24 protein-coding genes and 3 riboswitches are annotated in these 23,059 nt (G+C 46.2%); of the genes, 18 read left to right on the top strand and 6 right to left on the bottom strand.

Annotated elements, in window-relative coordinates:
- Positions 1–28: 28 nt before the first annotated feature.
- Entirely contained in the window at positions 29–934 is a 906-nt protein-coding gene (locus tag GKZ89_RS10930; protein WP_155112438.1) for a DUF6612 family protein, read from the bottom strand.
- Positions 935–1,123: 189 nt separating this feature from the next.
- Positions 1,124–1,265, top strand: a riboswitch (cyclic di-AMP (ydaO/yuaA leader).
- Between the two features lie 144 nt (positions 1,266–1,409).
- Here GKZ89_RS10930 and GKZ89_RS10925 point away from each other — a divergent pair.
- From GKZ89_RS10925 to GKZ89_RS10910, 4 genes are all read left to right on the top strand, one after another.
- Positions 1,410–2,657, top strand: a complete 1,248-nt coding sequence (locus tag GKZ89_RS10925; RefSeq protein ID WP_155112437.1) for a dicarboxylate/amino acid:cation symporter — start codon at positions 1,410–1,412, stop codon at positions 2,655–2,657.
- 124 nt (positions 2,658–2,781) lie between these two features.
- A complete protein-coding gene (uptA, locus tag GKZ89_RS10920; RefSeq protein ID WP_155112436.1) occupies positions 2,782–3,378 on the top strand; it encodes an undecaprenyl phosphate transporter UptA in 597 nt (198 codons plus the stop codon).
- Between the two features lie 175 nt (positions 3,379–3,553).
- A riboswitch (cyclic di-AMP (ydaO/yuaA leader) is annotated at positions 3,554–3,695 on the top strand.
- Positions 3,696–3,774: 79 nt separating this feature from the next.
- The gene (locus tag GKZ89_RS10915; RefSeq protein WP_155112435.1) at positions 3,775–4,431 is read left to right on the top strand and encodes a potassium channel family protein; all 657 of its coding nucleotides are present in this window, start codon (positions 3,775–3,777) and stop codon (positions 4,429–4,431) included.
- Between the two features lie 2 nt (positions 4,432–4,433).
- Positions 4,434–5,759: a TrkH family potassium uptake protein gene (locus GKZ89_RS10910; protein WP_155112434.1), complete on the top strand. Its 1,326-nt coding sequence runs from the start codon at positions 4,434–4,436 to the stop codon at positions 5,757–5,759.
- A 137-nt stretch (positions 5,760–5,896) separates the two neighbouring features.
- On the opposite strand, the gene GKZ89_RS10905 is transcribed toward GKZ89_RS10910, so the two are convergent.
- Together GKZ89_RS10905 and GKZ89_RS10900 are read right to left on the bottom strand one after the other, a co-directional pair.
- Positions 5,897–6,622 (bottom strand): ZIP family metal transporter, encoded by a 726-nt coding sequence (locus GKZ89_RS10905; protein WP_155112433.1) that lies wholly within the window; start codon positions 6,620–6,622, stop codon positions 5,897–5,899.
- 109 nt (positions 6,623–6,731) lie between these two features.
- Complete coding sequence (locus tag GKZ89_RS10900; RefSeq protein ID WP_155112432.1) at positions 6,732–7,718, bottom strand: ABC transporter substrate-binding protein; 987 nt, start codon at positions 7,716–7,718, stop codon at positions 6,732–6,734.
- 171 nt (positions 7,719–7,889) lie between these two features.
- Between GKZ89_RS10900 and GKZ89_RS10895 the strand changes: the two genes are divergently transcribed.
- The 5 genes from GKZ89_RS10895 to GKZ89_RS10875 are packed head-to-tail and all read left to right on the top strand — an operon-like array spanning position 7,890 to position 11,823.
- Positions 7,890–8,894 carry a FecCD family ABC transporter permease gene (locus GKZ89_RS10895; protein ID WP_155112431.1) on the top strand — a complete coding sequence of 335 codons (1,005 nt, stop codon included), beginning with the start codon at positions 7,890–7,892 and terminating at the stop codon, positions 8,892–8,894.
- On the top strand, positions 8,891–9,940 hold the full coding sequence (locus GKZ89_RS10890; protein WP_155112430.1) for a FecCD family ABC transporter permease: 1,050 nt from the start codon (positions 8,891–8,893) through the stop codon (positions 9,938–9,940). The genes GKZ89_RS10895 and GKZ89_RS10890 overlap by 4 nt, the downstream gene beginning before the upstream one ends.
- 32 nt (positions 9,941–9,972) lie before the next feature.
- Positions 9,973–10,788: an ABC transporter ATP-binding protein gene (locus GKZ89_RS10885; RefSeq protein WP_155112429.1), complete on the top strand. Its 816-nt coding sequence runs from the start codon at positions 9,973–9,975 to the stop codon at positions 10,786–10,788.
- Complete coding sequence (locus GKZ89_RS10880) at positions 10,781–11,563, top strand: IucA/IucC family C-terminal-domain containing protein (RefSeq protein ID WP_155112479.1); 783 nt, start codon at positions 10,781–10,783, stop codon at positions 11,561–11,563. The genes GKZ89_RS10885 and GKZ89_RS10880 overlap by 8 nt, the downstream gene beginning before the upstream one ends.
- A 2-nt stretch (positions 11,564–11,565) precedes the next feature.
- Positions 11,566–11,823 carry a DUF2573 family protein gene (locus GKZ89_RS10875; protein WP_155112428.1) on the top strand — a complete coding sequence of 86 codons (258 nt, stop codon included), beginning with the start codon at positions 11,566–11,568 and terminating at the stop codon, positions 11,821–11,823.
- A 1,122-nt stretch (positions 11,824–12,945) separates the two neighbouring features.
- Here the strand turns inward: GKZ89_RS10875 and GKZ89_RS10870 are convergent.
- Together GKZ89_RS10870 and GKZ89_RS10865 are read right to left on the bottom strand one after the other, a co-directional pair.
- Positions 12,946–13,302, bottom strand: coding sequence for a spore coat protein (locus GKZ89_RS10870; protein WP_155112427.1), 357 nt, complete (start codon positions 13,300–13,302; stop codon positions 12,946–12,948).
- 24 nt (positions 13,303–13,326) lie between these two features.
- Positions 13,327–13,593, bottom strand: coding sequence for a hypothetical protein (locus GKZ89_RS10865; RefSeq protein ID WP_155112426.1), 267 nt, complete (start codon positions 13,591–13,593; stop codon positions 13,327–13,329).
- 229 nt (positions 13,594–13,822) lie between these two features.
- Here GKZ89_RS10865 and GKZ89_RS10860 point away from each other — a divergent pair, with 229 nt between their 5' ends.
- Positions 13,823–14,740: a proline dehydrogenase family protein gene (locus GKZ89_RS10860; protein ID WP_155112425.1), complete on the top strand. Its 918-nt coding sequence runs from the start codon at positions 13,823–13,825 to the stop codon at positions 14,738–14,740.
- A gap of 44 nt (positions 14,741–14,784) precedes the next feature.
- Here GKZ89_RS10860 and GKZ89_RS10855 read toward each other — a convergent pair whose 3' ends face one another.
- The gene (locus tag GKZ89_RS10855; RefSeq protein WP_155112424.1) at positions 14,785–14,934 is read right to left on the bottom strand and encodes a YuzL family protein; all 150 of its coding nucleotides are present in this window, start codon (positions 14,932–14,934) and stop codon (positions 14,785–14,787) included.
- 168 nt (positions 14,935–15,102) lie between these two features.
- On the opposite strand from GKZ89_RS10855, the gene GKZ89_RS10850 reads away from it, so the two are divergent.
- From GKZ89_RS10850 to GKZ89_RS10815, 8 genes are all read left to right on the top strand, one after another.
- Positions 15,103–17,484: a 3-hydroxyacyl-CoA dehydrogenase/enoyl-CoA hydratase family protein gene (locus GKZ89_RS10850; protein WP_155112423.1), complete on the top strand. Its 2,382-nt coding sequence runs from the start codon at positions 15,103–15,105 to the stop codon at positions 17,482–17,484.
- A 13-nt stretch (positions 17,485–17,497) separates the two neighbouring features.
- Positions 17,498–18,673 (top strand): acetyl-CoA C-acetyltransferase, encoded by a 1,176-nt coding sequence (locus GKZ89_RS10845; protein WP_155112422.1) that lies wholly within the window; start codon positions 17,498–17,500, stop codon positions 18,671–18,673.
- Between the two features lie 23 nt (positions 18,674–18,696).
- Complete coding sequence (locus GKZ89_RS10840) at positions 18,697–20,481, top strand: acyl-CoA dehydrogenase family protein (RefSeq protein WP_155112421.1); 1,785 nt, start codon at positions 18,697–18,699, stop codon at positions 20,479–20,481.
- Between the two features lie 253 nt (positions 20,482–20,734).
- Positions 20,735–21,091 (top strand): Spx/MgsR family RNA polymerase-binding regulatory protein, encoded by a 357-nt coding sequence (locus GKZ89_RS10835; RefSeq protein WP_162356746.1) that lies wholly within the window; start codon positions 20,735–20,737, stop codon positions 21,089–21,091.
- Between the two features lie 51 nt (positions 21,092–21,142).
- Complete coding sequence (gene gcvH, locus GKZ89_RS10830; RefSeq protein WP_155112419.1) at positions 21,143–21,526, top strand: glycine cleavage system protein GcvH; 384 nt, start codon at positions 21,143–21,145, stop codon at positions 21,524–21,526.
- Positions 21,527–21,585: 59 nt separating this feature from the next.
- Positions 21,586–21,831, top strand: coding sequence for a YusG family protein (locus tag GKZ89_RS10825; RefSeq protein ID WP_155112418.1), 246 nt, complete (start codon positions 21,586–21,588; stop codon positions 21,829–21,831).
- Between the two features lie 115 nt (positions 21,832–21,946).
- On the top strand, positions 21,947–22,288 hold the full coding sequence (locus GKZ89_RS10820) for a toprim domain-containing protein (protein WP_241680216.1): 342 nt from the start codon (positions 21,947–21,949) through the stop codon (positions 22,286–22,288).
- 19 nt (positions 22,289–22,307) lie between these two features.
- Positions 22,308–22,616, top strand: a complete 309-nt coding sequence (locus GKZ89_RS10815; RefSeq protein WP_155112416.1) for a thioredoxin family protein — start codon at positions 22,308–22,310, stop codon at positions 22,614–22,616.
- Between the two features lie 280 nt (positions 22,617–22,896).
- Positions 22,897–23,001: riboswitch (SAM riboswitch) on the top strand.
- Positions 23,002–23,059 lie beyond the last annotated feature (58 nt).

The following is a 23,059-nucleotide window of genomic DNA, read 5'->3' as shown; positions in this document are numbered from 1 at the left end:
GGCCCTCATAAAGTTGAGGGCCTTTCTATTACTTAGCCGAATCCATAATCTCCTGCGGCACAGCCAAATCTTTGATTTCATTATATTGCCCAAAGGTACCGTTCATGCTTTGGTTCATTTTCACTTCCTGCCCTTCAATTGAAGCGGTCATATCAAGTGTGACGTCCGCTGTTTTCTGCAGGAAAGTCTCTTTATCGAGGGTATAGCTCATATCCAGTGAGGTGACTTTTACTGAGCTGCCGTCTGTACCGAGAGCGGCTGCCGCTTCGGTGACCATGTCGCTATAGGCGCCCAGGACTTCTTGATCGGTGCTTGAGATGGAGATGACGTAGCCTTCTTCATTTTCTTCAAAATCAACCAAGTCTGCTATTCCCACAAGAGACTTGAGCTGATCTTCCGGTTTAGGCTGGATAAGAGCACCTGGTGTCGGCTCCTTTGTCCACTCAGCCCCATTTTGGGAAGCGTAGGTAGCATCTTCAGTAATATAGTATTCAGAATTGATGGTCTGGCCGTTTCCGTTATACGTATCCTTGTTATGAATAATAAACGGCTCATAGCTGTTTTCGGATTTTAACGTGCCGGATACATCTATTTTTGTTTCGCCGTCATCAATCATTTGCTGAATATCCATTTCAGAAGAGAAACTTGTTATTTGTGCGTATGCTTCCATGGATTTCTTAAGTGCTTGTTCTGCATCCATTTCTTCCTCTGCGGGAGGTGCTTCCTCTTCGGCGGTGCTGACTTCCACAGTTTCAGAAGAATTTTCTTCTGCTGCCGCTTCTTCAGTGTCCGCTTTTTCAGCTGGCTTCTCTTCAGCAGCGGCCTCTTTGGAGGATTCAGACTCAGATGTTTTTTCGCTGCTTCCGGCTCCGCATCCAAATAGGGCGATCGATAAAACGAGGAACAGAGATGTCACTTTTAACGTTATCTTCAACGAATTCACTCTCCACTATCAGGTTATGTTTCTAAAATTTCCTTACCCTAGAAAAAAATGGATTAAACGTATTTTTTGCGGCTTTAGACCTGTATAAGTTATAGTTTTTACCAGACCGGTATTTAAGAATAGGAAAAAATTAATAATTGCAAAATAACAAACTATTCGTATATAATAAACAGACAAGCTGATATTCATGCGCTTAATCCCATAAGGGAGCGGGGGAACCATACTGTGCACAGCACTAGGGGTGAATCCTTTTGTTAGAAAGGCGGACAAATCTCTTCGTCCGAATCCGACAGCTAACCTCGCAAGCCGGAAGAGACCTGGAGTAATTATGATTAGATCATACTGGCCGCGGGAGTCTCTTCCCGTGGCCTTTTTGTACGGTCTTGCTGGTTTGTGGAAGAGGGAATAAGGGAAAAAATAGGCAGCTTTCATATTATTAAAATTTTCTGATAACGGGAGGTATTCTATGAAACTAGCTACAAAAATTATTATTGGTCTAGTCGCAGGTGCAATTGTCGGAATTATCTTGAATGTTACATCTCCAAGTCTGTTCGAAACCCTGAACACGTATTTATTTAATCCTCTGGGCCAAATCTTCCTTAATTTAATCAACATGCTCGTTGTACCGATTGTTTTCTTTTCTATTACACTTGGAGTGGCCGGACTGGGAGATCCGAAGAAGCTTGGACGGATTGGGGTAAAGACGATTCTGTTTTTCCTTTCAACAACAGCGATTGCCATTATTCTCGGACTTACAGCAGCAACCGTGATCCAACCGGGTAAAGCCGGGGAATTTAATACAGCGGATGCCAGCTATGAAGCAAAAGAAGCTCCGTCTGTTTCTGAAACACTGCTGAACATTTTCCCGAAAAATCCGATTGAGGCCATGGCGAATGGCGATATGCTTCAGATTATTGCATTCTCGGTTTTTGTAGGTATTGGACTTGCCATGCTCGGTGAGAAAACAGCTTCCGTAAAGAAGGTGCTTGAGCAGGGGAATGAATTGATGATGTATCTAGTTGGTCTTGTCATGAAGTTCGCTCCATACGGAACGTTTGGTTTAATCGCTACTGCCATTGGAAGCCAGGGCTTTGATGCCATAAAAGCGATGGGCTTATACTTTATCGTAGTATTGCTCGTACTGGTTGTTCATGCTTTCCTGACGTACGGAGGAAGCATTATGCTGTTTGCAAAAAAGAGCCCGATCTGGTTCTTTAAGGGGTTTGCGCCTGCGATGACAGTGGGCTTCAGTACCTCATCAAGTAATGCAACACTGCCGATCTCTATGGAAACGGCTCAGAAAAACCTCGGCGTTCCGAAACAGATCAGCTCGTTTGTTCAGCCGCTTGGTGCGACCATCAATATGGATGGGACAGCCATTATGCAAGGGGTCGCCACGATCTTCATTGCACAGGTTTATTCTCAAAATCTTACATTGACCGAGATGCTGATTGTCGTTCTCACGGCTGTACTGGCAAGTATCGGAACAGCAGGTGTGCCGGGAGTAGGATTGATTATGCTTGCACTTGTTCTTAACTCTGTCAGCCTTCCAGTGGAAGGGATCGCTTTAATTCTCGGTATTGACCGTCTTCTGGATATGGCCAGAACAGCTGTCAATATTACAGGAGATGCAGCATGTGCTGTCATCATTTCAGAATCAGAGAAAAAGAACGGAAATTATCAAGTGGAAGAGCCTGCAGCAAAGAGCGTATAAACAGCAAAACACAGGGGGGCCTGGCATCTATATGCCAGGCCCTATTTGTTGGAAAAATGATTGAATACCTGTCCATCTGCGGCGTATAGTAAATAATAGAATTTAATTTTAAGGGAGCATGAACATGAAAGAAATGATTTTTGGTCTGCTGGAAATGCTGGCTGGCCTCGGTTACTTTGGCATTGCAATCGGGTTGATGATTGAGATCATCCCGAGCGAAATTGTGCTCGGATACGGGGGATACCTGATCTCCCTTGGCAGAATTGAATTTTTTGGCGCGGTTGTTGCAGGGGTTATCGGAGGTACCTTCGCCCAGCTGTTTTTATATTGGCTTGGTTATTATGGGGGGCGCCCGATCCTTGAAAAGTACGGAAAATACCTATTGATTCAAAAAAAGCATTTGGACTTATCTGAACAATGGTTTGAAAAATACGGCACAGGAGTGATCTTTTCAGCCAGGTTTATTCCGGTTGTCCGGCATGCCATTTCAATCCCGGCCGGAATTGCCAAAATGCCTGCATGGAAATTTATCGTTTATACAGTAGCCGCTATCATTCCGTGGACGATTCTTTTCCTGTATCTCGGCATTCAGCTCGGGAGCAACTGGATGCATATTAAGGAATATGCGCAGCCATACATCATTCCAATGGTGATCCTTTTCGCATCGGCAATTGCTGCTTATGTACTGATAAAGAGTTCTAAAAAGCGGAGAGCAGCTTAAATCAGCAGTTTGTCCATAATCTAAGAGAATGAAAGGTACAGTAAGGATAGAGAGGATATTCTTCATAAATAGTGTAATTAAGCAATAAATCACTTAAAATCAGCGAATATGAACCTTTACTATCAATCTCAGCAGGAGTAAGATACATCCGTATTGATAAAAAATCTCGTTTTACTTACCGATATCGCTTAATCCTTTTGGAGCGGGGGACCCAATTTTTACGTGCATCTGCACTGGGGGTGAATTCTTATTTAAAGAAAGGGCTACTTCCGGCCCTAACCCGACAGCTAACCCCGTAAGCGTTCTGAAGAGGCAGATGAAACTTGTGTAAAGCACAGGGGCATTCCTCTGTGCTTTTTTGTGTGTTTTTTTACTTTAGTTAGGGAGACATCATGGATGAGTAAACAATTTGCAGTCTTTGGACTTGGCCGGTTTGGCGGCAGTCTTGTGAAAGAATTTCATGCCCTTGGCAGAGAGGTTCTGGCCGTGGATAAGGATCTGGTGAGAGTTCAGCAGTACGCAGAATATGCGACGCATTCCGTTCAGGCAAATGCAATAGATGAAGAGGCGCTGAAGCAGCTCGGCGTCCGGAACGTGGACCATGCGTTTGTTTCTTTAGGAGATGATATCGAAGGAAGCATCCTGACATCTCTTTTATTGAAGGAACTGGGGATAAAAGAAGTGTGGGCTAAGGCGCAGAATGAATACCATCAGCGCGTACTGGACAAAATCGGAGTAAATCGGGTGATCCATCCTGAAAGAGACATGGCAAAAAGAATCGCCCACTACATTATTTCAGAGAAGATGGTCGATTATATAGAGCTGTCTAAGGTGCACAGCATGGCAGAACTGGCCGCCACACAAAAGGTCTGTTCCAAAACGCTGATGGAGTTGGACATACGGAGAAGGTTCGGCTGCAATATAGTAGGGATTCAGCGAAACGAAGATATGCTCGTTTCACCTCCTGCTGATGAAAGAATTCTTCATGGTGACATTTTGCTTGTTATCGGAAAAAATGAAGACATTTCCCGTTTTGAAGAGGAAGGAATGTAGCAATGAAGATGCCGAAAGTGATTAAGCTAAAACCGTCACAATTGCTGGTGCTGACCTTCATGACCGGCATTACGCTTGGGACTTGTCTGCTGAAGCTCCCGATCTCTACAACTGAGGGGATCTCATGGGTGGATGCATTATTTGTTTCAGCTTCTGCGATGACAGTAACCGGTCTGTCAACGGTTGATCCAAGTACCGCTTTTACGATGTTCGGGCAGGCTGTAATCGCGCTGCTTATTCAAGTAGGAGGACTTGGAATCATGTCTTTCGCTGTCCTGATTTATATGATGCTTGGCAGGAAGGTTGGAATGAAGGACCGGCTCATTATGCAGCAGGCTCTAAATCAGACCAATATCGGCGGAGTCATCCGGTTGGTGAAATATATGTTTATTTTTGCTTTCGCCATCGAGCTTGCAGCCATGATCTTCCTGGCATTCGTATGGGTACCTGAATTCGGCTGGGTAAAGGGTCTTTTTTACAGCTTGTTCCATGCGATATCTGCCTTTAACAATGCGGGATTCGGTTTATTCTCTGATAACCTGATCGGATATGTCGGCAACCCGATCATCAATATCGTGATCAGCTTCCTTTTTATCGTTGGGGGAATCGGGTTTACAGTCCTTGTAGACATGTGGCAGAAAAAGAAGTTCAGGAAATTCAGCCTCCACACAAAAATCATGCTGATTGCTACGCTGGTCCTGAATCTTGTCTCCATGCTCGTTTTGTTTGTTCTGGAATATGGGAACCCGGGAACACTTGGCAGCCTCTCACTGGGAGATAAGCTGTGGGCTTCCTGGTTTCAGGCTGCTTCTCCCCGCACAGCAGGGTTTAACACATTGGACATGGGCGCCATGCATGAGGCATCCTTGTTTTACATCATTATCCTAATGTTTATCGGTGCAGGAAGTGCGTCAACCGGAGGCGGAATCAAACTGACTACCGCCCTCGTTATCCTGCTTGCTACTGTTACCTTTTTGAAAGGGAGAAAAGAGATCAATATTGGAAGGCGCTCTCTGGATTCCGGCTACATAATCCGCTCTCTTTCCATCACGATCGTTGCCATCCTGTTTGTGATTTCCGCCATTTTTCTAATGACCATTACCGAGGATGAATCCTTTTTGGAGATCCTGTTTGAAGTCGTATCAGCTTTCGGAACAGTCGGTCTTTCCATGGGAGTGACAGCCTCTTTTTCCTCCCTTGGAAAGCTGATCCTTGTGTTCATCATGTTTCTTGGGAAGCTTGGACCGCTGACCCTCATCTATTCCTTAGCGACACCGGCAGCTAAGAGTACGTACCGCTACCCGAATGAAGATATATTGACAGGGTGAATCCATCCATTGTTTCGCTTTACGTTATGCACGTTGACCAGGTTAATGAAGGGACCTCCGTCTAAGACGGAGGTCCCTTCATTAGCTGTCACATATGTATGAGAAAAACTGCCTTCACCTGCACAGCCCCTTTGCGTTCATACTTGAGTCAGGATCATCGAACACAATACGCCAAGCGCAGTAATCATCCCCACGATTGGCCCGCCTTCCTCAAATGCTTCCGGCATCATCGTAGCTGCCACCATCGCGATAATCCCGCCGGCAGCAAATGCACCAATCGAGGCGGTCAAAGCCGGAGAGGCCTCCTGGAGGAAGGAATAGCCGAGCATTGAGCTTCCTGTTGCGAGAGCAACGACAATGATCCACATCAGCAATACCTTTCTCCTCGAATACCCGTCCTTTAACAATCCGCTCGTACTTGATAATCCTTCAGGGAAATTACTGATGAAAACAGCGATCACCATTAAAACACTTACCGTACCCTGCTGCAGAATGCTTACCCCAATGATGACAGATTCAGGAATGGCATCAATTATGCTCCCGATAAATATCGAGATTCCAGAATGGTTCTCCGGATTTTTTTCAGATCTTTTTCTTTTATGGCCGCCTTTGCTCGCGATGATTAATTCGCTTACAGTAAAAAGGAGGGCGCCTCCCAGAAATCCGAGGGAAGTAGCGGTCATGCCCCCGCCTTCCAGGGACTCTTCAAGGAGATCAAAAGAGGCAGCGCCTATCAATATACCGGTTCCAAAAGACATAATCCAACCAACAGCCCGTTTGGGAATCTGAAAAAAAATAGCCGCAAGTGCCCCAATGAGAATTGATGATCCGGCAAAAGCACCCCATAAAATCGCCTGTCCCATCTACTCACATCCATTCCTAGTACTCACTAGTTTAACCATACCCCAACGGTCCAGCCGGTATTCGCAGGCACACAAAAAAGCAGGAGACCTTTGGTCCCCTGCTTCCTGCTTATTTTTCTACATAATATTTTTCAATTTCATCCAGCATTTTATTGGCTGCCATGACGCCGCCAGCTGTATTCCATACTGCGTCATCGACTTTGTGTGCATTGCCTTCTTTCACAGCGCTCAAGTTCTTCCAAAGTGGATCTTCGGTGAAATCCTCTTCCATTTTAACGCCTTCTGTATCGCCTGCAGGGGCATAAGTAAAGTAGAACAGCTTATCTGCGTCCATTTGCGGGATGGCTTCTTTTCCGACTTCTCTCATAAATTGATCTTCCTTGTCGGCAGCAAACAGCTTATCTGTTTCCTCTGTATGCTTGATTCCAAGCTGGTCAAGAATGACTCCGGAGAAAGAATCTTTATAGTAGATGCGGGTTTTCCCTGCCATAAAACGGACTACAGAAACTTTCTGGGAAAGCTGGTCTCCAGCCTTCTCTTTAATCGAATCAATTCTTCCGTCGAAATCAGCGATCACTTTTTTGCCCTCTTCTTCACGATCCAGCGCTTTAGAGTAAAGGGAAAAGTTTTCCTTCCAGTCTCCTCTCAACGTTTCAGTGAAGACCGTCGGTGCAATCGCACTTAGTTTTTCATAAACCGCTTCCTGGCGCATTTTGTTGCCGATGATCAGATCCGGTTTAAGAGCAGCGATTGCTTCTGCGTTTACTTCGCTTTCAGTTCCAACCACTTCAACATCTTTCATATCATTCTTAATATGCTCGTACCATGGATCGCCAAGCCAGGATTGAACGGCTCCAACAGGTTTAACGCCCATCGCAAGCGCAGCTTCTGTACCTTCATTTGTGAGGACCACTACGCGTTCAGGCTTCTTGGGTACTTTGGCTTCACCCATCGCATGCTTAACTGTAAAAGTCTCTTTCTCGCTTGCCTCTTCCTTATTTGAATCTGTATTGCCGCCGCATGCTGCAAGCAGCAGAGTAAGGCATAGCAATAATGCAGTCAGACTGAGCCATGGCTTTTTATATGTATTTCTCATCTTGGTACCCCCGTTTTGATAATGATTTTCATTTCCAATTAAAATAATAATTGCCGAATGTATGCGATGTCAATATGTAATTGAAAATGATTTTCAAATTCAATTACTTTTGTTACAATAATCGTAGACTATATATGTCTAATCTAGATGATTCGCATACGGAGAGTAAATATGCTGTTTAAGTCATTTTCCCAAAAATTATTTCTATTGATCGCACTAACCCTTATTCTCGTTGTAAGCATGTGTTCAAGTATTGTGTATGGCTATGCACGCACAGACTGGGCGCTCGCTTATCAGGCTTTTACAGAGTTTAACGGCTCAAATGAACATATAATCCTGACGACCGTCAGGCTTCCAAGAGCATTAATCGCTGCACTGGTCGGAGCAAGCCTTGCCATTGCAGGGGCTATCATGCAGGCTTTGACAAAAAATCCTCTCGCTTCACCGGGTGTCTTTGGAATTAATGCAGGTGCAGGCTTTTTCGTAGTCGCGGCAGTTTCCATTTTTCATGTCTCATCCCTTGCCGCATACACATGGCTTGCTTTTCTCGGTGCCGCAGCTGCAGCGTTTACAGTCTATTTTGTCGGAGCAATGGGGCGGGAAGGGCTGACCCCCGTAAAACTCACACTCGCAGGAGCTGCGATTGCCGCATTATTCAGCTCGCTGACACAGGGACTTCTTGTGATCGATGAAGCGGCTCTGGATCAGGTCTTGTTCTGGCTGGCCGGTTCCATTCAGGGAAGAAAGCTTGAGGCGCTTGCATCAGTTTGGCCTTATTTGGCCGCGGCGTTTATCATCTGCGCTTTCCTTGCACCAAAAATCAACATTTTAACAATGGGTGAGGATGTAGCAAGAGGGCTTGGTCAGAAAACGGGAACAGTAAAGCTTTTTGCAGCTGCCGCCGTAATCCTGCTTGCAGGAGGAGCAGTGTCGGTATCGGGACCAATCAGCTTCGTTGGAATTGTCATTCCGCATCTTGCCCGGTACCTGATCGGAAACGACCACAGATGGATTATTCCCTACTCGGCTGTCCTTGGCGGAATATTGCTGACGGTTTCCGATATTGCTGCCAGATATGTTATCATGCCGGAAGAAGTTCCTGTAGGAGTCATGACTGCTCTGATCGGCACACCTTTCTTTATCTATATCGCGAGAAAGGGGTTTGATCAGGCATGAAGAAGCATTGGACCTTCCGGCTTTGGAAAATATCCTTTTTAATAGATAAGAGAGCTGTGAAGGTGTTCTTCGCAGCGGCTGCTATCCTGCTGCTTGGCTTTTTAGTGAGCACTGGTGCCGGAGAAGTCATGATGAGCCCTATAGAAGTGGTGAAATCAATGGCAGGCTTCGGTACAGATATGAATATGCTGATCATTTCTTCATTCAGGATGCCTAGAATTCTGGTTGCCATCCTAGCTGGGATCTGCCTGGCTGCAGCCGGTGCCATCCTTCAGGGAATTATCAGAAATCCGCTCGCTTCGCCGGATATTATCGGCATTACAGGTGGTGCATCTCTTGCAGTTGTTTCATTTCTGGCATTCTTCAGTGATAAAAACAATGCATTGACCGTAAGTATTCAATGGATGCCTGTGGCTTCGTTCCTCGGAGCGCTGATTGTCGGATTCATCGTCTACGCACTTTCCTGGAAGGGCGGAGCTTCCTCATTTCGCCTTGTCCTGATAGGAATCGGCTTCTCCCAGCTTGCAGATTCCCTGACAACGCTGATGATGATCAAAGGACCGATTCACCAGGCTGCACAGGCTAACACATGGATCACAGGCACCGTTTATGGCGCCACCTGGCAGCAGGTGAAAATTATGCTGCCTGTCACAATCGTTCTCCTTTTATTAACTGCGGCGGTTGTCCGTACAGTCAACCTGCAGGGGCTTGGGGATGATCTTGGCACCGGAGCGGGAAGCTCCGTCCAGCGGAACCGTCTGCTGCTCCTGCTGCTTGGTACTGCATTAACCGGTACAGCGGTGGCGTTTGCCGGAGCGATTGGATTTGTCGGGCTAATGGCGCCGCATATTGCCAGAAGGCTTGTCGGGTCATCATTTGGAGCCATGCTCCCGGTTTCAGCTGTCATAGGAGCTTTTCTTGTCATGATTGCCGACCTGGCCGGAAGGACACTTTTTTCACCGCTGGAAATTCCGGCAGGCGTGTTCACGGCAGCAATCGGCGCACCTTATTTTATCTATTTGCTGTATAAAACGAGAAATACGTAATAGCAGCTTCAATCAATAAAGGGGCGAGATATATGAATGCAATCGAAACGAAATCTCTTACACTCTCCTATGGAGAGACGCTGATCATAGATGAATTGGACTTAACCCTTCCAAAAGGGGAGATAACCGTGTTTATCGGAAGCAACGGGTGCGGGAAATCCACGCTGCTCCGGTCGCTGGCCCGGCTGCTCAAGCCGAGCGAAGGCTCCGTCCTGCTGGAAGGCGGATCCATTGCCAAGCTGCCGACAAAGGAGGTAGCCAAAAAACTTGCTATCCTGCCTCAAGGACCTTCAGCTCCGGAAGGACTGACCGTTCTGCAGCTTGTTAAGCAAGGACGGTATCCTTATCAGAATTGGCTCAGCCAGTGGTCAAAGGATGATGAAGAGGCTGTTCAGAAGGCACTGAAATCCACCAGGATGCTTGAACTTGCGGACAGACCGGTAGATTCGTTGTCAGGAGGCCAGCGCCAGCGTGCCTGGATAGCTATGACCCTCGCCCAGGATACGGAGATTATTCTTTTGGATGAACCGACCACCTATCTCGATATGACGCATCAGATTGAAATTCTGGATTTGCTTTTTGAATTGAACGAAAAGGAAAACCGTACGATTGTAATGGTGCTGCATGATTTGAATCTCGCTTGCCGATACGCCCACCACCTCGTTGCGATCAAGGACCGGAAAATCCATTCACAGGGGAAGCCGGAGGAAGTCATCAGCTGCAGCCTGGTTCAGGAAGTTTTTGAAATGAATTGTGAAGTCACAGTCGATCCATTGTTCGGGACACCGCTCTGCATCCCGCATGGAAGAGGGCGCTGTATACTGAAAGAAGTGAGCATGAATGGCTGAATACCTTAAAAAGGAACTGGCGGAATTGGATAAATTCCGCCTGGGCAGAACACAACTTCACTCCACTCTTTCTGTAGAAGTGAGTGAGCTTTTAAAAGAAGCACAGCTGGAAGCATATCTGGACAAGGCCGGTCCTAAAATTGATGCGCCCGACCGGAAAACAGCTGTTTCCCTGTTAATGAAGCGATATGGTTTTCTTGCAGCCCTTAGTTTATATTCGATGACCGTTTTTGAAAAAATGCCGGACTTGCGCCCTGGAAATTTATCACTGGAAACAGATGATCAAGACCCTTTATGGCTGCCTTCTTTTTATTTTCACAAGATGGAAGCTTCTGTTCCCGAAGATTTCCCAACCCGGGCAGACTGGCGTGACTCAGCATTAAAACAGCTTTTTTCTGAGAACATTCACCCGCTGATCCAGACAGGAGCGAGACTTACAGGAATATCCAAGTGGATCCTGTGGGAAAATGTCTGCATCTACGTAAGATGGATGTATGAAACTCTTCTAAGTACACCACCGGAAACGCTGGACCTGCAGCGCGCTGAAGAAGACTTTCAATTCGTGCTCTCTGAAGCTGATGGGTCATTGTTTGGAGATTTTCATTATAATCCGCTGGCACGTTTCAATGGCGCCATCTCAATCCAGCCGGAGACAGGCCGTGAAATCCGCATGAGAAGGACATGCTGTCTGTTTTACCTAACCTCAGAACGCGGTGCGCGATGTAAAACCTGTCCTGCGCTGTGCGCCAAACTGCCAAAAGGATACGGAGGATGACAATGGATCAAAAATTCAAAGACCAGTTCGACGGTCTGCTTGAAAAGTATTCAGACCTCCTGGTAGGAAGCCAAAACGAACACCAGCAGGAAAAAGTCAAATTATGGTCACTTTACACCCACATGGCTAAAACCATGCCAAACCTTGTCAGGCACTGGAACTCCGAATACCCCGAATTTAAAGAAACGATGAAAACCATCAGCACTGAAGTAAAAGAAATGAACGAAAAACACAGAGAACAAAACCAGAAAAAAGATTGAACACCGGCAGCGGACATGCAGCCGGTGTTTTTTGATTTTTTGGGAGGGGGATAGGAGGTTAATGAATTCGGCATGTAGTTAGTGTGAATCGGTACGTAAAAGATTCGGCTCGGCACGAAAAAGAAGGGTCTTGGCACGTAAAAAGAGTTTGGCACGAAAATACTGTGAATCGGCACGTAAAGGATCTTGATCGGCATGTGAAAAGCAGCGTCCGGCACGAAACCGAGGGGTTTTGGCATGTAAAAAAAGTTTGGCACGTAAACGATCAGGCTCGGCACGAGAAGAGCAGATTCCGGCACGAAACCGAGGGGTTTTGGCACGTAAAAAAAGTTTGGCACGTTAATAGTGTGAGTTGTCACGTAAAGGATCAGGCTCGGCACGAGAAGAGCAGATTCCGGCACGAGAACGAGGGGTTTTGGCACGTAAAAAAAGTTTGGCACGTAAATAGCGTGAATTGGCACGTAAAGGATCAGGCTCGGCACGAGAAGAGCAGAATCCGGCACGAGAATGAGGGGTTTTGGCACGTAAAATGAGTTCGGCACGTAAATAGTGTGAATCGGCACGTAAAGGATCCGGCTCGGCACGAGAAGAGCAGATTCCGGCACGAGAAAGAAGGTTTTTGGCACGTAAAAAGAGTTTGGCACGAAAATACTGCAAATCGGCACGTAAAAGATCCGGCTCGGCACGTGAAGAGCAGAATCCGGCACGAGAACGAGGGGTTTTGGCACGTAAAATGAGTTCGGCACGTAAATAGTGTGAATCGGCACGTAAAGGATCCGTTCCGGCAAGTGAAGAGCAGAATTCGGCACGAGAACGAGGGGTTTTGGCACGTAAAATGAGTTCGGCACATTAATAGTGTGAGTTGGCACGTAAAAGATTCGAATCAGCACATAAAAAAACCACCCGCGGGTGGTTTTTTCTATACTTTGGCCGAGTGCCGTCCGGTCGAGAGCTCCACCGTCTCTCACGGCTAAACGAGCGCCCTCCGCTTTTCTTATTCTCCAGCTCCGGCGGCTAGGCCCTCGAGGTCATAAGCCATTTCACCTGCGGAAGGAAAGACCACCTTCCTCCGGTGAACTGTCTTATGCTTGTCGGGCCTGGGCAAGCCGCCTCCGCTTTTCTTTATTGCATCATGCCGCCGTATGGGTTTTGCTGCTGGGCGTAGCCGGAGAATTGCTGGTGGGATTGCTGCATTTTCTGCGGCTGTTCTGCTTCGACTGTGTACCAGCCGTGTTTGAACATGAGATCGTACAGATGTCTTTGGCAGTTTTGTGTTTCGTTAAAGATCGACTGAATGTCTTTGTACAGGCTCTCATGGCTCATTTCGTTCATTGCTGTACAGTAGGCATCTGTCATGTATTTTTCGGTAGCGAGGATGTCGTTTACAAAATCGCGCTCGTTCATTTGAGGAGTTTTAGGAACCTGGGTTTCCGGGTTTCCGATTTTCCCTGACTGCTGCTGGTTTTGATTCTGGTTCATTTTCCTGTCTCCTTTAGATGCTGATTATTGAAGCGGGGGCTGGGTTTGGGATTGGTTGGGCTGAAGGTGGCTCAGCACCGTCTGATAATGGCGGCTGTGCATCTGGCCTGCCTTCTCAAGTTCCATTTTCAGTTCCTGGTTCTGGCATTGCTCCGCGAAAAAATGCGCTTTTTTCATGGCCAAAAGATTCCATGAAAGCATATCCTGCAAGTAAAGGTGGTCTTTAACAGATACGACTTCCGGCGGCTGGGTCATGGCATTTGATTGGTTTTGCATAGGCTCCTGCTGCATGAAATATCCTCCTTTAAGATCATTAATCCTACCTATCCTTCCACTAAATGGGATGATCTTATTCATTGACAGGAAACGACAGTCTGAGATAAAAAATGATATTCAAATAGTCAGAAAGGTGATAAAATAATAATAATTGAAGGCGCTTTATATAGTAGAGGAATGACTGCCCGATACAAAGGATTTTATTTTTCAGATATAATGTATGCGTTTGCAGGAGGAATGACCAATGGAACAGGTAATGCGCAATTTTTTCTTGTTTTTATCTAAAAACCGCAGTCTTACCAGAGTAGCGAAGAGGTATGGCCTGAAATTCGGTGCAGCCCGATTTGTAGCAGGAGAAACGATTGAGCTTGCAACAGAAGCCATCCGGCAGCTGAATGATAAAGGTCTTGAGGTTACGATTGATTATCTGGGAGAATTTGTTGACAATGCGGAAGAAGCGAATGAGATGGCGGATAATTCCATTAAAGCTATAGAAGCGATCGGCAAAGAGAGACTGCAGTCGCAGCTTTCCTTGAAGATGACTTCAATGGGACTTGATATCTCCGATGCGCTGGTCATGAACAATATGCGGAGAATTTTAGAAGCAGCGAAGCGGAATGACGTATTCGTAACGATTGATATGGAAGACTACAGCCGCTGCGGGAAAACGATTGAAATTTTCAAAAAGCTAAAGCAGGAATACGATAACGTAGGTACTGTTATTCAGGCCTATTTGTACCGCACAGTGGAAGACATGGAGGATCTAAACCAGTACAGTCCGAACCTTCGTCTTGTAAAAGGAGCATATAAGGAATCTCCTCAAGTGGCGTTTCCTGAAAAATCGAATGTAGACGAGAACTTCAAAAAAATCATTAAAATGCATTTGCTGAATGGGAACTATACAGCCATCGCAACACATGATGAAGCGATTATCGATTATACGAAAAAGCTGGTTGAAGAGCACAGCATCCCGCTTGATCAGTTTGAATTTCAGATGCTTTTCGGAATCCGTCCCGAACGGCAGCTTGAACTCGTGAATGAGGGGTACAAAATGCGTGTGTATGTGCCTTACGGCAGCGACTGGTACGGGTATTTCATGAGAAGACTGGCTGAGCGCCCCGCCAATGTTGCATTTGTTTTGAAAGGTGTCATAAAGAAGTAACCATAAAAGACCCTCACCTTCTGAAAGAGGAGGGTCTGCATGGGTTATTCCTCTCCCATGTTCTGCTTCTTGTACTGCTGATTTGTGCTTGTGCGCTTCCCGCCGCCGTCATGTTCATTGACAGGGCCTGCGTTCCCTTTAACACTTGCCGCACTGACACCGGCCTTAGAAGGATTCTTTTTCAATTTAGCCATTTTCCTCACCTCCATATAAAAGTATCGTGCCTTAAACCGGTGCGAAAAATCGCAGGAAATCCATTAAATGTATTGAAGAAATTTTCTAAATCTTTTATAGTAGAAGCGAGGAGAAATTTTTTTGAGGGAAAAATGAATGAGTGTTCATTCAAATAAGGGGGAAAACTTATGGTCCAGCAAATTAATAAAGCTGCAGTGCTAGGCTCCGGTGTAATGGGATCCGGAATTGCAGCACACTTAGCAAACATCGGGATCCCTGTATTGCTGCTCGACATCGTACCTAGGGAGCTTACCGGGGATGAGCAGAAAAAAGGACTGACACTGGAGGATTCGGCTGTAAGAAGCCGCTTAGCCGGAACAGCCATTCAAAAATTATTAAAGCAAAAGCCCGCACCTCTTACTTCCAAAAAGAACCTGGCTCTGATAGAGGCCGGAAATTTCGAAGATCATATGCACCGCCTTTCAGAAGCGGATTGGATTATTGAAGTGGTTGTTGAAAACCTGGACGTAAAGAAAAAAGTTTTTGCCCAGGTGGAAAAACACCGGAAGCCGGGGAGCATTGTGAGCTCCAACACATCCGGAATTTCAATTGAAGCCATGTCCTCAGAATGTTCGGAGGAATTCAGAAAGCATTTTCTTGGAACACATTTCTTTAATCCGCCGCGCTATCTGAAGCTTCTTGAAGTGATTCCGACGAAGGATACAGATGAAAAGGTTCTTCAGTTTATGAAAACTTTCGGCGAGGACGTACTTGGCAAAGGCGTTGTGCATGCAAAGGACACACCGAATTTCATCGGGAACAGAATCGGAACCTACGGACTTCTTGTAACGGTTAAAGAAATGCTTGAAAAAGGCTATAGTGTCGGAGAAGTGGATTCAGTTACAGGACCGCTGATCGGCAGGCCGAAAAGTGCCACGTTTCGGACACTGGATGTTGTAGGACTTGATACATTTATACACGTTGCAAACAATGTGTATGAAAACATAGATGAGAAAGAAAAAGAAGTTTTCAATGTTCCTTCCTTCATGAAGAGGATGCTTGAGAACGGATGGCTTGGAGCTAAATCGGGACAGGGATTCTTTAAGAAAGAAGGCAGGGATATCCTTGAACTGAACCCTGAAACTCTGGAGTACAGTCCAAGACAAAAACTGAGTGCTGCTTCCATAGAAATGGCAAAGCAGGCTAAAGGATCACAGAAATTGAAAGCGCTTATATACGCCGATGACCGTGCAGGACAGCTTCTATGGGGAATTACAGCTCCTACCCTGGTCTATTCTGCTAAGCTCCTCGGTGAAATCGCTGATGACATTGTATCGATTGACCAGGCAATGAAGTGGGGGTTCGGCTGGGATAAAGGACCTTTTGAGCTTTGGGATGCAATCGGACTTGAAAAATCAGCGGCAAAGCTTAAAGAGCAAGGATACGAGATCCCTTCTTGGGTTCAGGAAATGATGGAAAAGGGCCACGCTTCTTTCTACATTGAAGAAAACGGTGTCCGCTTCTATTACAGCAACGGTGAATACCGGAGAATCGAAACGAATGAGAAAGCGATAAACTTGAGAACGTTGAAAGAAACGAAAGGTGTCATCAAGAAAAATTCCGGCGCCAGCCTGATTGATCTGGGGGACGGTGTAGCCCTGCTGGAATTCCATTCTCAAAGCAACGCCATAGGTATGGACATCATCCAGATGATCAACTATGCGATCGATGAAGTGGCACTGAACTATAAGGGGCTTGTCATCGGAAACCAGGGTAAAAATTTCTGTGTAGGCGCCAACCTTGCGATGATTCTCATGGAAGCGCAGGATGATAATTTCTTCGAGATCGATATGGTCATCCGCCAGTTCCAAAATGCGATGCAGAGAATCAAGTACAGCGTAAAACCTGTAGTAGCCGCTCCGTTCGGCATGACTCTCGGCGGAGGAGCGGAAATATGCCTTCCGGCTGCGAGAATCCAGGCTTCCAGTGAAACATATATGGGGCTTGTGGAAGCCGGTGTCGGACTGATTCCTGGCGGAGGCGGAAACAAAGAACTTTACTTAAAACATTTGAACAGCCTGCCGAAGGGAATGGATTTTGATCTCCAGGATGTTGCGAATAAAGTATTCGAATCAGTTGCAATGGCGAAGGTGTCCACCTCTGCAGCTGAAGCGCGTGAAGCCAATTTCCTTGATTCAAGGGACGGAATCAGCATAAATGGTGATCATTTGCTGTTTGATGCCAAGAGGGTTGTCATCCAGCTTCATGAAAACGGCTATCGCCCTCCTGTAAAAGAAAAAGTGCCGGTCACAGGGGAAAGCGGCTATGCTACTTTGCTTCTGGCTGCACAGACGATGCATCTTTCAGGCTACATTTCCGAGCATGATTTGAAGATTGCCAAAAAGCTTGCTTATGTACTGTCAGGCGGAAAAGTGCCGTTCGGTACAAAAGTTGATGAGCAGTATTTGCTAGACCTGGAAAGAGAGGCATTTTTAAGTCTTGTCTCCGAAGGGAAATCCCAGCAGCGCATGCAGCACATGCTTGTAAAAGGCAAGCCGTTACGTAACTAAGGAGGGGTACAGAATGAGAGAAGCGGTCATTGTAGCAGGTGCGAGAACACCTGTCGGAAGAGCGAAAAAAGGAACGCTTGCCAGTGTGCGGCCGGATGATCTGGGAGCGTTGGCTGTAAAGGAAACGTTAAGACGGGCAGGTAACTATGAGGGCAACATCGATGACCTGATCATTGGTTGTGCGATGCCGGAAGCAGAGCAGGGACTCAACATGGCGAGAAACATCGGGGCGCTTGCAGGACTCCCGCATACTGTCCCGGCTGTAACAATCAACAGGTATTGTTCCTCGGGTCTTCAAACCATCGCGTATGCAGCAGAAAAAATTATGCTCGGCCATTCGGATACGATCATAGCAGGCGGAGCAGAATCTATGAGCCTTGTGCCGATGATGGGTCATACGATCCGTCCGAACGCGAAACTGGCAGAAGAAGCTCCGGAATACTACATGGGGATGGGTCATACTGCTGAACAGGTAGCCAGGAAATACGGAGTGAGCAGGGAAGACCAGGATGCGTTTGCAGTCAGAAGTCACCAGCGAGCAGCAGCTGCCATTGAAGCCGGCAGGTTCGATGAAGAAACGGTTCCTGTAGAGGTTACACTCCGGACAGTCGGATCGGATAATAAATTGAAAGAAAAAACGGTTTTGTTTTCCAGGGATGAAGGTGTACGCCCGGGAACGACTCAGGATGTACTGGCAAAGCTGCGTCCGGCCTTTAACGTAAAGGGTTCTGTCACTGCCGGAAACTCTTCTCAGACGAGTGACGGTGCAGCAGCAGTGATGGTCATGGACCGCGAAAAAGCAGAAGCTCTCGGGCTAGCGCCAATGGTGAAGTTCAGGTCCTTCGCAGTAGCAGGTGTACCGCCTGAAGTTATGGGGATCGGCCCGGTTGCAGCGATTCCGAAAGCACTCAGAATGGCAGGTTTAACTGTAGAGGATGTTGGCCTCTTTGAATTGAATGAAGCCTTTGCTTCCCAATCCCTTCAGGTAATCCGTGAACTCGGACTTGATGAAGACAAGGTGAATGTAAATGGAGGAGCCATCGCACTCGGCCATCCGCTCGGATGTACTGGTGCAAAATTAACGCTGTCCCTCATTCATGAAATGAAGAGAAGAAATGAACAGTTTGGCGTTGTCACGATGTGTATTGGCGGGGGAATGGGCGCAGCAGGTGTATTCGAATTAGTTTAATAGAAGAATCGGAGGGAAAGAGAATGGCGAAATCATTAGAAACGGTAACAAAGGGCGGAAGCTTTTTAGTTGAGGATACAGCATTTGACCGCGTGTTCACACCGGAGGATTTTACAGAAGAACACAAAATGATTGCAAAAACAACAGAGGATTTTGTTGTGAATGATGTGCTTCCGCAGCTTGAAGACATCGAACAGCATCAGTTTGATAAATCTGTAAAGCTACTGAAACAGGCTGGAGAACTTGGCCTTCTCGGTGCAGATGTGCCGGAAGCATACGGGGGGCTTGGTCTTGATAAAATCAGTTCGGCCCTGATTACAGAGAAATTTTCACGTGCAGGAAGCTTTTCACTATCCTATGGGGCCCATGTAGGGATTGGATCTCTCCCGATCGTGCTTTTTGGAAACGAGGAGCAAAAGCAGCAGTACCTTCCTGATCTGGCAACCGGACAGAGAATCGCTGCCTATGCACTCACAGAGCCTGGTTCCGGTTCAGATGCTCTCGGAGCAAGAACGACAGCGAAACTGAATGCAGAAGGAACTCATTATGTGCTGAACGGGGAGAAGCAGTGGATCACAAACTCTGCTTTCGCTGATGTGTTCGTCGTATACGCTAAGGTGGATGGCGAACACTTCTCTGCTTTCATTGTAGAAAAAGAATTCCCTGGTGTTTCCACCGGTCCTGAAGAAAAGAAAATGGGGATCAAGGGATCTTCTACAAGAACATTAATTTTGGAAGATGCGCTCGTTCCGAAAGAGAACTTGCTTGGTGAACTCGGAAAAGGGCATGTCATCGCCTTCAATATCTTAAACATCGGCCGCTACAAGCTTGCAGTCGGCACAATCGGCGGTTCAAAACGCATTATCGACGTTTCCGTTCAATACGCCAATCAGCGTCAGCAGTTTAAAACACCGATCTCCAAATTCAGCCTTATTCAGGAAAAACTTGCGAACATGGCTTCCAAAACATACGCAATGGAAAGCTCAGTTTACCGGACAGTTGGCCTTTTTGAAGAAAGAATGGGTCTGCTTTCAGAGGAAGAGCAAAAAGACGGCCGGGCAGTTGCAGCCTCCATTGCTGAATACGCGATTGAGTGCTCGCTTGGAAAAGTATTTGGATCTGAAACTCTTGATTATGTAGCAGATGAAGGCGTACAAATCCACGGCGGATATGGCTTTATGCAGGAATATGAGGTAGAAAGAGCCTACCGTGATTCAAGGATCAACCGGATTTTCGAAGGAACGAACGAAATCAACCGCCTGCTTGTACCGGGAACGTTCCTCCGCAAAGCGATGAAAGGCGAGCTTCCGCTTCTTCAAAAGGCTCAGGCCCTGCAGGAAGAAATCATGATGCTGATGCCGGAAGAAGTTGGAGACGGTACGCTCGAACAAGAGAAATACCTGCTTAAAAACGCAAAGAAGATCGGCTTGCTGATCGCTGGTGCTGCAGCCCAGAAATATGGCCAGGAGCTGCAAAAAGAGCAGGAAATCCTAGTGAATATTGCTGACATCGTCAACAACATCTATGCGATGGAATCAGCGATCCTGCGCACAGAGAAAGCAATTGCTGCTTCAGGTGAAGCGAAAAACAGCCAGAAGCTCCTTTACACACAGGTGTATTGCCAGGAAGCATTCAATGAAATCGAAGCTCATGCAAAAGAATCGCTTGTTGCGATCGAGTCCGGTGATTCCCTGCGCATGATGATTTCCGCTCTCCGCAAATTTACACGCTTCACACCAATCAATGTCATTGCGAAAAAGCGTGAAATTGCTGCTGCCATTATTGATGCAAACCGATACGTGAATTAAGAACGGTTACGCAGGTGCCTGGCACCTGCGTATTTTTTTGCAGTCTGGATTGGGCAGATGGTGCTCGGATGAGACGCTTTTATTTCCCTGTAAATCCAAGTACTGCTTCCTTTTACAGCAAGTACAGATCAATGGATTCCTGAATGGGAATAGCTCGTTCTTGCAAACATTCTATAAAGATGAGTAAAATAGGACTGTAGCTTTGCAAACAGCAGGCAGCCATTTTTTCAGGCTTTGCTGTACAATGAGGAGGATTAGCTTGGATTTTTACTGGTATCCTAAGTGCGGTACATGCAGAAAGGCCAAGAAGTGGCTGGAAGAGCATGGCCATAAGCTGAACGCCATACATATTTCTGAAAATCCTCCGGATCAGGATGAGCTGAAGGGTCTTTGGAAGAAAAGCGGCCTTGAGTTAAAGAAATTTTTTAATACAAGCGGTCAGAAGTACCGGGAGCTTGGATTAAAAGACCGGATTTCCGGCATGTCCGAGGAGGAGATGCTCGAAGTGCTGGCATCAGACGGGATGCTCATTAAAAGACCGATTACGGCTTCTGATGATGCGGTAACGATCGGGTTTAAAGAGGCCGAGTTTGAGAACGTATGGAAGTAAGAAGAGACTCAGTCTTTTCCATAAAACAATCGAAAATGTGGAGGGAACAGGATGAATACACCAAACGAACTTCGTTATTCTGAAGAGCATGAGTGGGTTAAAGTTGAAGGGGATAAAGTACGCGTAGGTATTACGCATTTTGCACAATCCGAACTTGGAGACATCGTCTTCGTTGAGCTTCCTGAAGCCGGAGCTGAAATTAAAGCGGATGAGCCTTTTGGTTCCGTAGAATCAGTTAAGACGGTTTCTGAACTGTATGCACCAATCAGCGGTAAGGTTGTCGAAGTAAATGAAGACCTTGATGACAATCCGGAATACGTAAATGAATCCCCTTATGAAAAAGCGTGGATGATTGTGATTGAGCCGGCTGATAAGAGTGAGATCGAAAACCTTATGACTGCTGAGCAATACACAGAAATGACCAACGAAGACTAATTTACCCAGCATGAATCCTTCAGGTTGAGCAAATCCTATAAGAAAAGGAGGGGCTTGACTTGACGCTTAAAAAGCAAAGGATCGATGTGACAGATAAGGTAACCGGCAAGTTTGCCGACGGGCAGCTGAATCTTTACCTTGATGATCAGCCGATCGGATCGATGACATACGGTGACGGCGGAAGCCGGTTTCAATTGAACAGCGGTTTGGAGCAGTCCGAGAACCGTTTCTTTCAAATGGCCGATGTTCCTTCCAAACCGGATGAAAAGTATGTTGATTGTGATGATGAGAACGGCTGGTGTTAATGAAAAGGCAGTGGACCCTTCCACTGCCTTTTCATGCTTTCTGACACACCTGGCAGGAAACATCGCATTCAGGAGAGAATAGGATAGAGAAAGACAAAACGAACAGGTGATGGTCATGGCGGAGGCTCCAAAAATCATTATTGTAGAAGGCAAAAGCGACAAGATCAAAGTGCAGGAAGTCATTAATGAACCTGTCGAAATCATTTGCACAAACGGGACCATCAGTCTTTCGAAAATGGATGAATTGATTGATGAGTACTTTCAAAACGAGGTTTATGTGCTGGTCGATACAGATGAGGCTGGAGAAAAGCTGAGAAAACAATTTATCAGAGAATTTCCTGAAGCTTCTCATTTATATATTGATAAAATGTATAAGGAAGTGGCGGCTGCACCGGAGCAGCACATCGCCTCTGTCCTGCTTGGAGCGAATATAGACGTTCAGGCGAAATACCTATAGCAAGGAGTTTCTTATTAATATGATTGAAATAAAGAAAGAACAGCTTCCCGCATTAATGGAGCAGGAGACATTTATTCTCTACCTTTACACGCCATTTTGCGGAACATGCCAGCTTGCGAAAAGAATGCTTGAAGTTGTAGATGAAACCCTGCCGGATGTTTCTTTTTATAAAGCGGACCTTAATTATCTGCCCGGCTTTGCTGAAGAATGGGAAGTGGAAAGTGTCCCATGCTTGCTGGTGTTCAAAAATGGGCAGCTGAAAACAAAACAATATGCCTTTCAGTCAGTAGAATTTCTCTATCATTTGATCGTAAAAGACGGCGCCTAAAGCGGCGTTTTTATTTTTTGGGCTATCGTTCGCTGCTTTAACACCTGAAGAATGGAGCGAAAGGCGAAAGAAAAACTTCAGGCTAAAGAGAAGCGGGACAGGTGAAGCCAACATGCTCCCATTTCGAAGCAAACACCTTAAGCAGAAACTGCGGGAGCTGAGCTGGTTTTAAAAGCTAATTTTCAAAATCCCCGGAATTTCCCTATATTTCTCGGGAAATAAGGTAAAGCTTTTGTTTGCAAAAACCGCTCAAAAGAGTTAATATATAGAAAATTCAATAATCTTATCGAGAGCATCGGAGGGGTCTGGCCCAAGGAAGATGCAGCAACCGGTCAATGGATACGGTGCTAAATCCAGCAGAAGAGAATCTTCTGGCAGATGAGTCGAACGGATGCGAGCCTCTTCTGCGGAAGAGGTTTTTATTATGACAAGGAGGAATGGAA

The sequence above is a fragment of the Metabacillus mangrovi genome (genome assembly GCF_009711125.1).
Taxonomy (GTDB): Bacteria; Bacillota; Bacilli; order Bacillales; family Bacillaceae; genus Metabacillus_B; species Metabacillus_B mangrovi.
The sequence above is the reverse complement of the archived record's forward strand: the minus strand, read 5'-3'. Positions and strand labels throughout refer to the sequence as shown.